This is a genomic window from Arthrobacter oryzae, assembly GCF_031454875.1.
Lineage (GTDB): Bacteria > Actinomycetota > Actinomycetes > Actinomycetales > Micrococcaceae > Arthrobacter > Arthrobacter oryzae_D.
This window is the reverse complement of sequence record NZ_JAVDRQ010000004.1, coordinates 273731-286793: the sequence shown is the minus strand read 5'-3', so window position 1 is coordinate 286793 and position 13063 is coordinate 273731. Positions and strand designations below refer to the sequence as shown.

The 13063-nt window shown below is 67.5% G+C and carries 15 protein-coding genes; 14 read left to right on the top strand and 1 reads right to left on the bottom strand.

The genetic code is table 11. The annotated features are described in order from the left end of the window. The first annotated feature begins 17 nt into the window (after positions 1–17). The 11 genes from hypB to J2805_RS09455 are packed head-to-tail and all read left to right on the top strand — an operon-like array spanning position 18 to position 8859. Positions 18–842, top strand: a complete 825-nt coding sequence (gene hypB, locus J2805_RS09500) for a hydrogenase nickel incorporation protein HypB (protein WP_309975496.1) — start codon at positions 18–20, stop codon at positions 840–842. A gap of 21 nt (positions 843–863) precedes the next feature. Further along, a complete protein-coding gene (locus tag J2805_RS09495; protein ID WP_309975494.1) occupies positions 864–1922 on the top strand; it encodes an NADH-quinone oxidoreductase subunit B family protein in 1059 nt (352 codons plus the stop codon). 27 nt (positions 1923–1949) lie between these two features. Continuing rightward, complete coding sequence (locus J2805_RS09490) at positions 1950–3743, top strand: nickel-dependent hydrogenase large subunit (RefSeq protein ID WP_309975492.1); 1794 nt, start codon at positions 1950–1952, stop codon at positions 3741–3743. A 5-nt stretch (positions 3744–3748) separates the two neighbouring features. Further along, the gene (locus tag J2805_RS09485) at positions 3749–4765 is read left to right on the top strand and encodes a NifU family protein (RefSeq protein WP_309975490.1); all 1017 of its coding nucleotides are present in this window, start codon (positions 3749–3751) and stop codon (positions 4763–4765) included. Position 4766: 1 nt separating this feature from the next. Next, a complete protein-coding gene (locus J2805_RS09480) occupies positions 4767–5477 on the top strand; it encodes a DUF5947 family protein (RefSeq protein ID WP_309975488.1) in 711 nt (236 codons plus the stop codon). After that, a complete protein-coding gene (locus J2805_RS09475) occupies positions 5474–6127 on the top strand; it encodes a DUF6084 family protein (protein WP_309975486.1) in 654 nt (217 codons plus the stop codon). Before J2805_RS09480 ends, J2805_RS09475 begins: the two co-directional genes overlap by 4 nt. Next, positions 6124–7551, top strand: a complete 1428-nt coding sequence (locus J2805_RS09470) for a hypothetical protein (RefSeq protein ID WP_309975484.1) — start codon at positions 6124–6126, stop codon at positions 7549–7551. Before J2805_RS09475 ends, J2805_RS09470 begins: the two co-directional genes overlap by 4 nt. Then, a complete protein-coding gene (locus J2805_RS23910; RefSeq protein ID WP_396134280.1) occupies positions 7548–7667 on the top strand; it encodes a DUF6893 family small protein in 120 nt (39 codons plus the stop codon). Before J2805_RS09470 ends, J2805_RS23910 begins: the two co-directional genes overlap by 4 nt. Further along, positions 7664–8200: a hydrogenase maturation protease gene (locus J2805_RS09465; protein WP_309975482.1), complete on the top strand. Its 537-nt coding sequence runs from the start codon at positions 7664–7666 to the stop codon at positions 8198–8200. The genes J2805_RS23910 and J2805_RS09465 overlap by 4 nt, the downstream gene beginning before the upstream one ends. 5 nt (positions 8201–8205) lie before the next feature. Then, positions 8206–8463, top strand: a complete 258-nt coding sequence (locus tag J2805_RS09460; RefSeq protein ID WP_309975711.1) for a HypC/HybG/HupF family hydrogenase formation chaperone — start codon at positions 8206–8208, stop codon at positions 8461–8463. A 57-nt stretch (positions 8464–8520) separates the two neighbouring features. Continuing rightward, positions 8521–8859 carry a hypothetical protein gene (locus J2805_RS09455; protein ID WP_309975480.1) on the top strand — a complete coding sequence of 113 codons (339 nt, stop codon included), beginning with the start codon at positions 8521–8523 and terminating at the stop codon, positions 8857–8859. A gap of 14 nt (positions 8860–8873) precedes the next feature. Here the strand turns inward: J2805_RS09455 and J2805_RS09450 are convergent, their stop codons facing one another. Then, on the bottom strand, positions 8874–9653 hold the full coding sequence (locus tag J2805_RS09450) for a DUF6390 family protein (RefSeq protein ID WP_309975478.1): 780 nt from the start codon (positions 9651–9653) through the stop codon (positions 8874–8876). Between the two features lie 140 nt (positions 9654–9793). Between J2805_RS09450 and J2805_RS09445 the strand changes: the two genes are divergently transcribed. From J2805_RS09445 to J2805_RS09435, 3 genes are read left to right on the top strand one after another with little or no spacing between them, the layout of a single operon-like run. Next, entirely contained in the window at positions 9794–10957 is a 1164-nt protein-coding gene (locus tag J2805_RS09445; protein ID WP_309975476.1) for an ABC transporter substrate-binding protein, read from the top strand. After that, a complete protein-coding gene (locus J2805_RS09440) occupies positions 10947–12110 on the top strand; it encodes a FecCD family ABC transporter permease (protein ID WP_309975474.1) in 1164 nt (387 codons plus the stop codon). The genes J2805_RS09445 and J2805_RS09440 overlap by 11 nt, the downstream gene beginning before the upstream one ends. Then, complete coding sequence (locus tag J2805_RS09435) at positions 12103–12864, top strand: ABC transporter ATP-binding protein (RefSeq protein ID WP_309975472.1); 762 nt, start codon at positions 12103–12105, stop codon at positions 12862–12864. The genes J2805_RS09440 and J2805_RS09435 overlap by 8 nt, the downstream gene beginning before the upstream one ends. Positions 12865–13063 lie beyond the last annotated feature (199 nt).

The following is a 13063-nucleotide window of genomic DNA, read 5'->3' as shown; positions in this document are numbered from 1 at the left end:
CACTTCAGGAACCGGCGGTGTCTCTGCCTCAGGAACCTGCGGCGTCCGTGCACCGGCACGAGCATCCGCACAGCCATGAGCACGGGGACGGGCATCCACACGAGCATCCGCACAGCCACGGGCATACGCACGAACACGAGCACAGCCATCCCGAAACCATCCCCCTGGAGCAGAACCTGCTGGCCAAGAACGACCTGCTGGCGGCAAGGAACCGGGGCTGGCTGGAAGGCCGCGGAATCCGGGCATTCAACGTGATGAGCTCACCCGGGGCAGGCAAGACCACCCTGCTGGTGCGCACCCTCACCGACCTCGGGGACCGGCTGCGGGCCGGAGTCATCGAAGGGGACCAGGAGACCTCCCTCGACGCGGACCGCATCCGAGCCGTGGGCCGGCCCGTCGTCCAGATCAACACCGGAGCCGGCTGCCACCTGGACGCCGACATGCTCCGGCGCGGGCTGGATGCCCTGGACCCGGAGACCGGGTCAACGGTGTTCATTGAAAACGTGGGCAACCTCGTCTGCCCGGCGCTGTTTGACCTTGGTGAAGCAGCCAAAGTAGTGGTCGTTTCCGTAACGGAAGGTGATGACAAACCGCACAAATACCCGCACATGTTCATGGCAGCTGACCTGGTGATCGTCAACAAATCGGACCTGCTCCCCTACGTTGATTTCGACGTCGACGGTTTCCGGCGCCGCACCCGGCAGATCAACCCGCGTACCGAATTCCTGGTCCTTTCGGCCACCACTGGCGATGGCCTTGCCGGCTGGTATGACTGGCTTGGCGGCACCAGTTCCCGGTCATCCACCTTGACTGAATCCCTGACAGACACACTGAGCCCGTAAGGGCCTTCGAAAGAGGCAACGATGCCTACCGAAACTTCACTCAAGGCCGAAGAAGCCCTCATTCACGTGCTATGGATCAACGCAGGGCTCAGCTGCGACGGCGACTCCGTGGCCCTGACCGCGGCCACCCAGCCCAGCGTCGAGGAGATCGCCCTCGGCGCATTGCCGGGCCTGCCGCGGATCGCGATGCATTGGCCCCTGATCGACTTCGAGTGCGGCCCGCAGGAAGGGGCCGACGACTTCCTGGAATGGTTCCGCAAGGCGGACCGCGGTGAACTGGAGCCGTTTGTCCTGGTGGTGGAGGGCTCCATCCCCAACGAGAAACTCCACGACCCCGGCGGGTACTGGTGCGGCTTCGGGAACGACCTCGAGACCGGTCAGCCCATCACCACCAGTGAGTGGCTGGACCGCCTGGCACCCAAAGCAACGGCCATCATCGCGGCGGGCACCTGTGCCACGTACGGCGGCATCCATGCGATGGCGGGAAACCCCACCGGAGCCATGGGAGTGCCGGACTACCTCGGCTACGACTGGAAGTCCAAGGCCGGCATCCCCATTGTGTGCGTCCCGGGGTGCCCCATCCAGCCGGACAACCTCTCCGAAACCATGACGTACCTGCTCTACCAGGCCACGGGCCAGGCCCCCATGATTCCGCTGGATGACAACCTGCGGCCCACGTGGCTGTTCGGCAAGACCGTCCATGAGGGCTGTGACCGGGCCGGATACTACGAACAGGGCGACTTTGCCACGGAATACGGCTCCCCCAAGTGCATCGTCAAGCTGGGCTGCTGGGGCCCCGTGGTCAAGTGCAACGTCCCCAAGCGCGGCTGGATGAACGGCATCGGCGGCTGCCCGAACGTGGGCGGCATCTGCATCGGCTGCACCATGCCGGGCTTCCCGGACAAGTTCATGCCCTTCATGGATGAGCCGCCCGGAGGCAAGCTCTCAACGGGCACCATCCGCCCCTACGGTTCGGCCATCCGGGCACTGCGCGGCATCACCACGCACACGCTGGACCAGGAGCCCAAGTGGCGCCGGACCGGGTCTGAGCTCCTTACCGGTGCCAAACGCACCTGGTAGCCACCCACTTCCAGACAGGTGAAGAACATGACCTCAACGATTCCTATGCCTTCCGGAAGCGGAACGGGCAACAACAACCTGGTGGAGATGGCGTGGGACCCCATCACCAGGATCGTCGGCAGCCTCGGCATCTACACCAAGATCGATTTCGCGAACAACCAGGTGGTGGAGTGCAAGAGCACCTCCTCGATCTTCCGCGGCTACTCCATCTTCATGAAGGGCAAGGATCCGCGGGACGCGCACTTCATCACCAGCCGCATCTGCGGAATCTGCGGCGACAACCATGCGACGTGTTCCTGCTACGCGCAGAACATGGCGTACGGCGTGAAGCCGCCGAACCTGGGTGAGTGGATCGTCAACCTGGGCGAAGCCGCCGAGTACATGTTTGACCACAACATCTTCCAGGAAAACCTCGTCGGCGTGGACTACTGCGAAAAGATGGTGTCCGAGACCAACCCCGGCGTCCTGGCCAAGGCCGAAAACACCCAGGCACCGCACGCAGGCGAGCACGGCTACCGCACCATCGCTGACATCATGCGTTCGCTGAACCCCTTCACCGGAGAGTTCTACCGCGAAGCACTGCAGGTCAGCCGCGCCACCCGCGAGATGTTCTGCCTCATGGAGGGCCGGCACGTGCACCCGTCCACGCTCTACCCCGGCGGCGTGGGAACTGTTGCCACCATCCAGCTGATGACGGACTACATCACCCGGCTGATGCGGTACGTAGAGTTCATGAAGAAGGTCGTACCCATGCACGACGACCTCTTCGACTTCTTCTACGAGGCCCTGCCCGGCTACGAACAGGTGGGTCTGCGCCGCACGCTGCTGGGCTGCTGGGGCTCCCTGCAGGACCCCGACTACTGCAACTTCGAGTACAAGGACATGACCGAGTGGGGCCGGAAGATGTTCGTGACCCCCGGCGTGGTGGTGGACGGGAAACTCGTCACCACGGACCTGGTGCGGATCAACCTCGGCATCCGGATCATGCTCGGCTCCTCCTACTACGAGGACTGGGAAAACCAGGAGATGTTCGTGACCCGCGATCCCCTGGGCAATCCGGTGGACCGGCGCCACCCCTGGAACCAGCACACAAATCCGCGGCCGCAGAAACGGGACCTGCAGGAGAAGTACAGCTGGGTCATGTCGCCGCGCTGGAACGACGGCGAGAACAACCTGGCGCTGGACACCGGCGGCGGCCCGCTGGCCCGCCTGTGGGCAACGGCCCTGGCCGGGCTGGTGGACATCGGCTACATCAGGTCCACCGGCCGGAGCGTCCAGATCAACCTCCCCAAGACCGCGCTGAAGGGTCCCGTATCCTTCGAATGGAACATCCCGCAATGGAGCAACACCCTCGAACGCAACCGTGCCCGCACCTACTTCCAGGCCTATGCCGCGGCGGCCGCGCTGCACTTCGCGGAAAAGGCCCTCGAGGAAATCCGGGCCGGGCGCACCAAGACGTGGGAGACCTTTACGGTTCCGGATGAGGCCATCGGCTGCGGCTTCACGGAAGCCGTGCGCGGCGTCCTGTCCCATCACATGGTGATCCGGGACGGCAAGATCGCCAACTACCACCCCTACCCGCCCACCCCCTGGAACGCCAGCCCCACCGATTCCAACGGCGTGGCCGGACCGTATGAGGACGCCGTGCAGGGCCAGCCGATCTTCGAGGAGAACGACCGCGAGCATTTCAAGGGCATCGACATCATGCGGACCGTCCGCAGCTTTGACCCCTGCCTGCCCTGCGGCGTCCATATGTACCTGGGCAACGGCCAGACGCTCGAGAAGCTGCACTCCCCCACGCAGACCCTCACCGGCGAGTAGGAACAATGCCTGGCGACGACCGGCCACGGCAGGCCGGCGACCGGATTGAAAGTCTCCTCGACGCCCTCGGAGCAGGCGGGGCGGTGGCCCGCGGCCGCGCCGAGGAGCTGGTGCGCCAGGTGACGGATCTGTACGGCTCCGGGTTGGCCCGGATCCTGGAAATCCTCGACGACCGCGGCAAGCTGGACGACGCGACACTGGACGCACTGACGGCGGACGAACTGGTGTCGAGCCTGCTGGTGATCCACGGACTGCACCCCCAGGACCTGGAGACACGCGTGACTGCAGCACTGGACAGCGTCAGGCCTTACCTGGGATCGCACGGCGGCAACGTGGAGCTTCTGGACGTCAGCCCCGAAGGGGTGGTGCGGCTCAGGCTGCTGGGCACCTGCCAGGGCTGCCCGTCGTCGTCCGTCACGCTCAAGTTCGCCGTCGAAGAGGCCATCGAGTCGGCGGCACCCGAGGTGACCGACATCCAGGTGGTGGAGGAGGAAGCTCGCGCTGCCACGCCCGCCGTAATCCCCGTGGACGCGTTGCTGGTCCGGCTGAACCACCCGGCGGACGCCGGCACGCAGGGCGGCACAGGAACGGCCGACGGCGGCACGCCGGGCGGCGCAGGCACCGTACCTTCCCCCGGCTCCCCCGGTCATTGGCAGGAGCACGCCCCCGGTTCCTGGGAGGCGGTCCCGGAAATCGCCGGTCTGGAGCAGGGCGAGGTAGCCGGCTTTATGGTGGGTGGCTACCCGGTACTTGCCTGCCGGACCGGGCAGGATCTGTACGCATACCGCGACTACTGCCCGCGCTGCACCGGCTCCATGGCGGGGGCATCGCTGCAGCGCGCCCTCGCCGGTGCTGTGGGCGGCGGTCTGCTGCGCTGCCCGGCGTGCCGCGCGCATTTCGATGTCCGGCAGGCTGGGTCCTGTCTTGAAGACAGGTCCCTGCACCTGGATCCCCTGCCGCTCCTGGTCCGGGCCGGCGTGATGTCCGTAGCCGTCCCGCTCGTCTCCAGCCAGGACGCCTGAAATGACTGCCCCCGAACTGCCCCCACCTGGACCCGGCCGGACACCAGGCAGCGGCCTGCCCGTCGCCCTGCTCCGCCGGATTGCCGCGCAGCCGCCCGCGGCGCCGGCCGGCGAGCGCTGCGAAATGTGCGGCGAACCCATCCCGGAGGCCCACCAGCACGTGGTGGACGTCGAGAGCCACGCCATGATGTGCACGTGCCGGCCCTGCTACCTGCTCTTCACCGACAGCACCGCCCACCTCCGCTACCGTTCGGTTCCGGACCGATACTTCTCGTTTCCCGACTTCGAGCTGGGCCCGGGCCAGTGGGACGAACTGGAAATACCCGTGGGCCTCGCCTTCTTCTTCCGCAGCTCCAAGCTCGACCGGACCGTCGCCTTCTACCCGGGGCCCGCGGGCGCCACGGAATCTGAGCTTCCGCTCGACGCCTGGGACGCCGTGCTGGCCCGCAACCCTGCGGTGGCGATGGCGGCGCCGGACACCGAGGCGCTGCTGATCCGCGGTCCCGGCCCCGACCGGCCGCAAGCCGACTGCCACCTCGTACCGGTGGACGCCTGCTACGAACTGGTGGGGCAGCTCCGCCGCCGCTGGCGGGGATTCGACGGCGGGCAGGAGGCCCGCGACCAGCTCGCCGCCTTCTTCGAAAATGTCAGCCGGCGCAGCAAGGCCGTGCATGAGGAGTCCCGCGAGTCCGTGCCGGGAGGCCCGCAATGACCGGGCTGGCGTTCGCCGTCGTCGACATCCAGCCGGAGCCGTACGCCGCGGCCCCGCAGCTGACCGCCCGGCTGCATCTGACCGAGGCTACCGGCACGGCCATCCACGCCATCGCCCTGCGCTGCCAGGTGCGGATCCTGCCGCAGCGCCGCGGCTACGCCGAGGAGGAAGAAGCGGGGCTGCTGGACCTTTTCGGCGAGCGCGGCCGCTGGCCCAGTACGTTGAAGTCCTTCCTCTGGATGCAGTGCAGCACCATGGTGCAGGGCTTCTCCGGCAGCACCGAGGTGGACCTCCCGCTGCCCTGTACGTTCGACTTCGACGTCGCCGCCGCTAAGTACCTCAACGCCCTGCGGGACGGCGAGATCCCGCTGGAGTTCCTGTTCTCCGGCACGGTCTTCACCAAGGGCCAGACCGGGTTCGGTGTGGAGCAGGTTCCCTGGGATCTGGAGGCTTCGTACCGGCTCCCCGTGTCCGCCTGGCAGCGGCTGATGGATGTGTATTTCCCTAACGCGGGCTGGATCCGGCTGGACCGCGACGTCCTGGCGGCCCTGTCACAGTACAAGTCCGCGCGCGGCCTGACGTCCTGGGAGGCCGCCGTCGAATCCCTGCTGGCAGCCGCAGCATCCGGCGTGGGCGGAGAGCGGCCATGAACATGAGCCTGAGCCTCGCCCGTGCGGTGGCCGATGCCGTGCTCTACGAGGGCTATCTTCTCTACCCTTACCGGGCCTCCTCACAGAAGAACCAGTCCCGCTGGCAGTTCGGCATCCTGGGCCCGCCCGGCGCCGCCGGGGCCGGCTCGGGGGAAGATCCGGAAATGTTTGCCGATTGTCTGCTGGATCCGGGACCGGATGCGGAGCTGGAGCTCCACCTCCGCTTCCTGCAGCTTCAGGCGCGCACCGCAGAAACAGCGGACGACGGCGGCGGCTTCCGTCCGGTGGACGAGCTCGCCGTCGGCTCCGCCCGCTGGCTGAGCTGGGACGAGGCGGTGGAGCAGGAAATCACCTTGGGGCCGTTCCCGGTGGCCCGGCTGCTCGACGGAGACGCGCCGCTCGTGCTGCCCGTGGACATCCCCGCCGGTGAGGACGTGGAGGAACTCAATGACGACGCCGGCCGCCCGGCCGGGCGGCTGGTGCGCCGCCGTCGGGCACTGCACGGGGAAGTGACGCTCAGCGCCACCGGTACGGATTCAACTGCCGCCGGCCGCTCGCTGGTGCGGCTGCGCGTTGCGGTGGCCAACACGGCAGGACGCGCGGCGGAACCTCCGAACCGGCAGGAGTCGATCGCCACGTCGTTCATCGGCGCCCATGTGCTCCTGGACCTGCGCGGGGCGGACTTCCTGTCGCTGCTGGACCCGCCGGAGTGGGCACGCGATGCCGCTGCGGCATGCTCCCAGCACCGCTGCTGGCCTGTCCTTGCGGGTCCCGAAGGGCAGACGGACGTGCTGCTGGTGTCGCCGATCATTCTGTACGACCACCCCGCTGTGGCACCCGAGAGCTCGGTGGCCCTGTTCGATTCGACGGAAATTGACGAGATCCTGACACTGCGGGTGCTGACGCTGACGGATGAGGAAAAGGCCGAGGCCCGGGCAACGGATCCGCGTGCGGCGGCCATCATCGACCAGTGCGAAGCCATGTCGCCGGAGGAACTCCAGCAGCTGCACGGGATCCTGCGCAACCCGCACGCTGCGGACTACCCGGACACTTTTACCGACATTTTCACAAGCACCGGCGGCGGCACCGGCGGCGAGCCGGAACCTCCCGCCTGGTGGACGCCGGAAGCGGAAGCCCTGGTCCAGCCGCACATGGATACCGTCCTGATTAATGGCGTTCCGGTTGCCCGCGGCAGCCGGGTCAGGGTCAACCCGAGCCGCCGGGCCGACGCCCAGGATCTCTTCTTCGCCGGGCAGACCGGGCGGGTCACGAGCGTCCATTTCGACGTTGACGGCAGCACGCATGTTGGCCTGGTGCTCGAACAGGACCCGGCGGCGGACCTCCACGAAGGCTACGGGCGCTCCTTCTACTACGCGCCAGAGGAACTTGAACCGCTCGAGGATGGAAAGGGAAACCCGTTATGAGGACTGTAGGCATGGCCACGGTGGGGCTGCTGGTGGCGCTGGCGCTCGGCGCCGTGTATGTGGGGATACGTTCGGTCCCTGACATCCGGCGTTACCTGAAAGCGCGGCGGATGTGACTGTCCTTTTGGCAGGGGTGGGCAACATTTTCCTGCACGACGACGGCTTCGGCCCGGAAGTGGCCCGCCGGCTGGCCGACGACGTCAGCCAGCCGGTTCCGGGCATGCGGGCCGTGGACTACGGAATCCGCGGCATGCACCTCGCCTACGACCTGCTCAACGGCGTGGACCTGCTGGTGCTGGTGGACACGGTCCCGCCGGACAGCTCGGGCGCAACCGCGCCGGGCAGCATCAGAGTGCTGCGGGTGCGCCGGGAGGACCTGGACGGCACAGCCGCCCTGGATCCGCACGGCATGGACCCCGTGGCGGTGCTGGGACGCCTCCGCTCACTCGGCGGCGAGCTGCCTGAAACCTATGTGGTGGGCTGCGTGCCCGCCGACGTTTCCGAGGGGATCGGCCTGAGCGCCGCCGTGGCGGCCGCGGTACCGCAGGCGATTGCCGCCGTCGTCGACCTCATGTCGGAGCGTATCCCCATGCTGGATCGCGGCCTCATGTCGGACCTCAACCGTGTACCGGAACGCAAGCGGGAGTGAGCACCATGTGCCTGGGAATACCTGGCCGGGTCATCGAACTGCTCGATGGCTACGGGAACCAGCTCGCGCTGGTGGACGTGGCCGGCGTGCAGCGGAAAATCAACATTGGCCTGCTGGATGAGGGCCCGCTGGAGCCCGGGACCTGGGTGCTTATCCATATGGGATTCGCCCTGGAACGCGTCGACTCCGCAGGCGCGGACCGCGCCATGGACGGCCTGGAACTGATGGGCCGGCCCAGGGACCCTGACGGAGATGCCGGCTGACTGAACAGGATGCCGGACCGGGCGCCGAGCCACCACAACCAGAATGAGGAGGACAAGATGTCACCGACGAATCCGTCCAACGACAGTGATGCCGCGGAAGGTACTGCCCCGGGCACTGCCCGCGCTTTCGGCAGCGAGCCGCCGCTGAAGGAACCCGCCCAGCCCGGGCCGGACGAAACCCCCGATGACGCGGCGATGGCACCGGAAGGCGTCGGAGAGAGTACAACGCGCCGGGGCGAGGACGTGGTCAAAGAGGAGGGGTCGGAAGCCGGCCGCGAAGAGACCGGAACGGAGGCCACACCGGCCGGGCGCCCAGTCGGCGAATCCTCGCCACGAGACTCCACCGGAGTCAATCCCCCGGAGGACCCGGACACGGCCGCGCCGCAGTCGCCGTAGCAGGTGATGACGCGTCAGCCGTGGCGCTCAAGGGCGATAGCTGCCCCGCGGTGTTCGACGCCGTTGTTGGCGATCCGGAGATGGCGGGCCGTGTAGTGCTGCAGCCGCTGGAGCTGATGCTGGGAGAGCCGGTCGCACACCCAGTCCCAGTGCAGCGACACCACGTCACCGGCTGCGAGTCCGGCCACAAAGCCGGTCCCGTTCACGGCGTGTTTGGCCGTCTCCACCACCGGCTCGCCCACCGCCAGCCCTGCGCCGTCCCAGACCAGCGGCCGGGACCGCACCACCGCGTCGTCGCCGGTGACCGCCAGCACCTCGCCCCACCGGATCCGGCACCGGTCCAGCACGTTCAGTGCCGTGGCATGGCGGCGGTCGTCGTGGAGCAGCCCCAGCCACGGGTAGATCTCAAAGACATGGAAGCTGTGGTGCGGAACTCCGCCCGCCAGGACCCCCTCGGCCAAATGAGGGAACTGGCGTCCGGTGCGGGCCCGGAACCGGTCCTCCATGGAGTTGCCGATGTTGGTGATGCCCACCGAATCCAGGAGGCTGTTGCCCACCCAGTACGCTTCCACCACGCGGGCGTCGAGGGGGTCGGTGATGCCGTTGGAGCCGGCGATCAGCTCCAGGTAGGGCCACGCGCCGGCGAAGCCCTTGGCCAGCTCGCGGAGTCCCTGGTCCGTTACCCCGGACTGGCCGTAATGCAGCAGCGCTTCACTGTCCGGGGGCCCGCAGCTGCCCCGGGAATTAGGCGGATAGGCATAGCGCACAAACAACTGGGCACCGTCGACAACCATCTTCTGGCCACCTTCTGCAAAGGTTCTTTGAACGTAGCACCGGCCCCCGGCGCCGACAAGGGGCCGGGGATTCGGTTGCCGTTGACAGCCTTGGCCATCGGGCGGATCCTGTGAAGAACCTACGCACAGGGGGTCTGTCCATGCGAGCCGACGATCTCAACCGCCGCACCGTGCTCCAGGTTCTTGTGGCGGGCGGCTCGGCAGCCTTCCTCGCCGGATGCGGGTCCCCGGGCGCTCCGCCCGCCGGCTCCCCCGCATCGTCCGGCAACGGGTCCCCGGGATCCGCGAGTCCGGGGAGCATCAGCATCACGGACCAGCGGGGCAAGACCCTCACATTCGCCAAACCGGTGACGAGCGTGGTGACCATCCCCATGCCGGCGGCCTCGCTGCTGGTGGCCGTGGACCGCAGCGCCGAGCACCTGAGTGCCATGCACAACGCATCGTGGGTGGCGATGCGTGACGGCGTTATGGGAACCATGTTTCCGCGTGCACTGGAGCTGCCGCACGACATCGCGACGCAGGACTTCACTCCCAATGTGGAGAGCGTGCGGGCACTGGACCCCGACGTTGTGGTCCAGTGGTCGGACTCCCAGCTGGTGGAGCCCCTGGAAAATGCCGGCCTGACCGTGCTCGGCCTCAAGAACACGGGCAAGCAGGAGGACGTGGACGCCTGGATTGGCATGTTCGCCGCGATGCTGGGCAAGCCGGAGCGGGCCACCGAGATCAAGGAACACAGCGACAAGGAGCTCGCCGAGATCAAGAAAGCGGCGGCGGGGCGCGGTTCCGCGGGACCCGGCATCCTCTACTTCAACCGGTTTACCGGCGGACTGAAAGCGGCCGCCGCGAACACCTACAACGACTTCTACATCAAGCTGGTGGGCGGAACCAACCCTGCCACCGGACCCGACCCGCTGCCCGGCACCGGGATGGTGGGCCTGGACGTGGAGCAGGTCCTCAGCTGGGACCCCGACGTTATCCTCCTGGGCAACTTCGACCAGGCCATGCCGCAGGACATCTACTCGGATCCGGTGTGGCAGGACATCTCCGCTGTCCGTTCGCGGCGGGTCTACAAGGTACCGCTCGGAGGGTACCGCTGGGATCCGCCGGGCCAGGAATCACCCCTCATGTGGCACTGGCTCTCAGACATCGCCTTCCCCCGCGAGAAGTCCGCACTGCGAGGCAAGGTCACCGAGTACTTTCGGTTCCTCTACAACCACGCCCCCACCGACGGGGAGCTGGACAGGATTCTCTGGACGGCTGAGAACAGCGACTCCGCCAACTACCAACAATTCAATGCTGGATGAAGCCGGCTCAGCGCGACTGAACCGCCGCGGTCCGCGGGCCGCCCGCGCCGCGAGGCAGCTCCGCCCCGGTGAAAGGCACAGCACCAGCCAAGGGCACAGCCCCGGTGAGGGTCACGGCTCAGTTGAGGGTGACGGAAAATCAGCGGTGATAGGGCCGATCGCTGTCGCGGCCGTACTCCTCACCGCCGTCGGACTCGCAGCCCTGGCAGTGGGACGCTTCAACGTTCCGCTCTGGCACGTGGTCCAGATCCTCACCGCACAGCTGGTGCCGGTCCCCCTCGAGGCGAGCCAGACCGAGCAAAACGTGGTCCTGCTGGTCCGGCTGCCGCGGATCCTGCTCGCCCTGCTGGTCGGCGGCGGGCTGGCGATCGGCGGTGCCGCCCTGCAGGCCATTTTCCGTAACCCGCTGGTCAGCCCGGAGATCATCGGAGTCTCCGCGGGGGCGTCCTTCGGCGGTGCCCTGGCCCTGCTGCTCGGGCTGGGATCCTTCCTGCTGGTCACGGGTTCGTTTCTCTTCGGCCTCGTGGCGCTTGGACTGCTGTTCCTCATTACCTCGGGCCGCGGCGGAACGCCCATGCTGATGATCGTGCTCGGCGGCGTGGTCACGGGTTCGTTCTTCTCGGCCCTGGTGGCGCTGGTGACTTACATCGCGGACCCCAACACCACATTGCCGGCGATCGTCTTTTGGCTCCTCGGCAGCGTGGCTACGGCCACCTTCGCGAAAGTCGGGGTGGCGCTGATCCCGGTGGTGGGCGGCGCCGTCGTGCTTCTGCTGCTGCGCTGGCGGATCAACGTACTGTCCCTTGGCGACGAGGACGCGGCGGCGCTGGGCGTCAAGCCGCGTCCGCTGCGCTGGGTGGTGCTGGTGGCGGTGGCACTCATTGTGGCCGGGGCGGTTGCAGTGAGCGGGGCAGTCAGCTGGGTGGGCCTGGTCATTCCGCATCTGGCGCGGATGTGGGTGGGCCCGGACCACCGGGTGCTGCTGCCGGTGTCCTTCCTCTTGGGCGGGGCCTACATTGTCCTGGTGGATACGGTGGCCCGCACCGCGACCGCCGGGGAGATCCCGCTCGGTGTCCTCACCGCCCTGATCGGCGCCCCTGTGTTCTTCCTGCTGCTGCGCCGGAACCGGGAGAGGATCTGGGAAAGTGCTTGAGTTCGACGGCGTGGGGTTCGGCTACGGCCGGCAGGACTGGGTTTTCCGGGACGTCAGTTTCGACGTCCTGCCGGGCACCGCCACGGCGGTGCTGGGGCCCAACGGCAGCGGCAAGACCACGCTGGTCCGTTGCGCGGCCGGGCTGCTGGAGCCGGCGGAAGGAACGGTCCGCCGGGCCGACGGCGCGGGGTACGTTCCGCAGGCGCACAGCAGCGCTTTTGGCTACAGCGCGCTGGACATGGTCCTGATGGGCCGAGCCCGGCAGGTGGGGATCTTCCGGACACCGGGAGCGGCGGACCGGGCCGCTGCTTCGGAGGCGATGGAGAAAGTGGGAGTAGCCGGGCTCAGGGCACGTCGCTTTCCTACCCTGAGCGGCGGCGAGCAGCAACTGGTCCTGATAGCCCGGGCCATTGCCGCCGGGTGCCCCGTGCTGGTGCTGGACGAGCCCGCCACCGGCCTCGATCTCAAGAACCAGGTCCGTGTCCTGTCCCTGCTGCGCGAACTGATGTCCGGCGGCATGGCCCTCCTGCTCAGCACGCACCATCCCGACCACGCCCTGTACCTGGCGGACAGGGCAGTCCTCCTGGGCCGCGACGGAGCACGGACCGGCCAGGCCGCGGACCTGCTCACCGACGCCGCACTGTCAGCGCTCTACGGGGTTACGGTGCGGACGCTCCCGTATTCCGACGGCGGCACTCCCCGCCGCGCCGTCGTGGTGCCTTACGGAGGAGGCGGCGGAAAGGACAACGCCTGACCGCCCGCCCCTCGGCCCCCGGACGCTCTCTCACTTTTTACGGGAAATTCCCGGACGCTCTCTCACTTCCCGCCGCTCAAACCCCGGCGCTCTCTCACTTCCCGCCGCTAAAACCCCGGTGCTCTCTCACTTTTGAATTTCTCCCCGGAAGTCAGAACTGAATTTGTCAGTCCAACTTCAGGGGACCAGTTTCATAGGT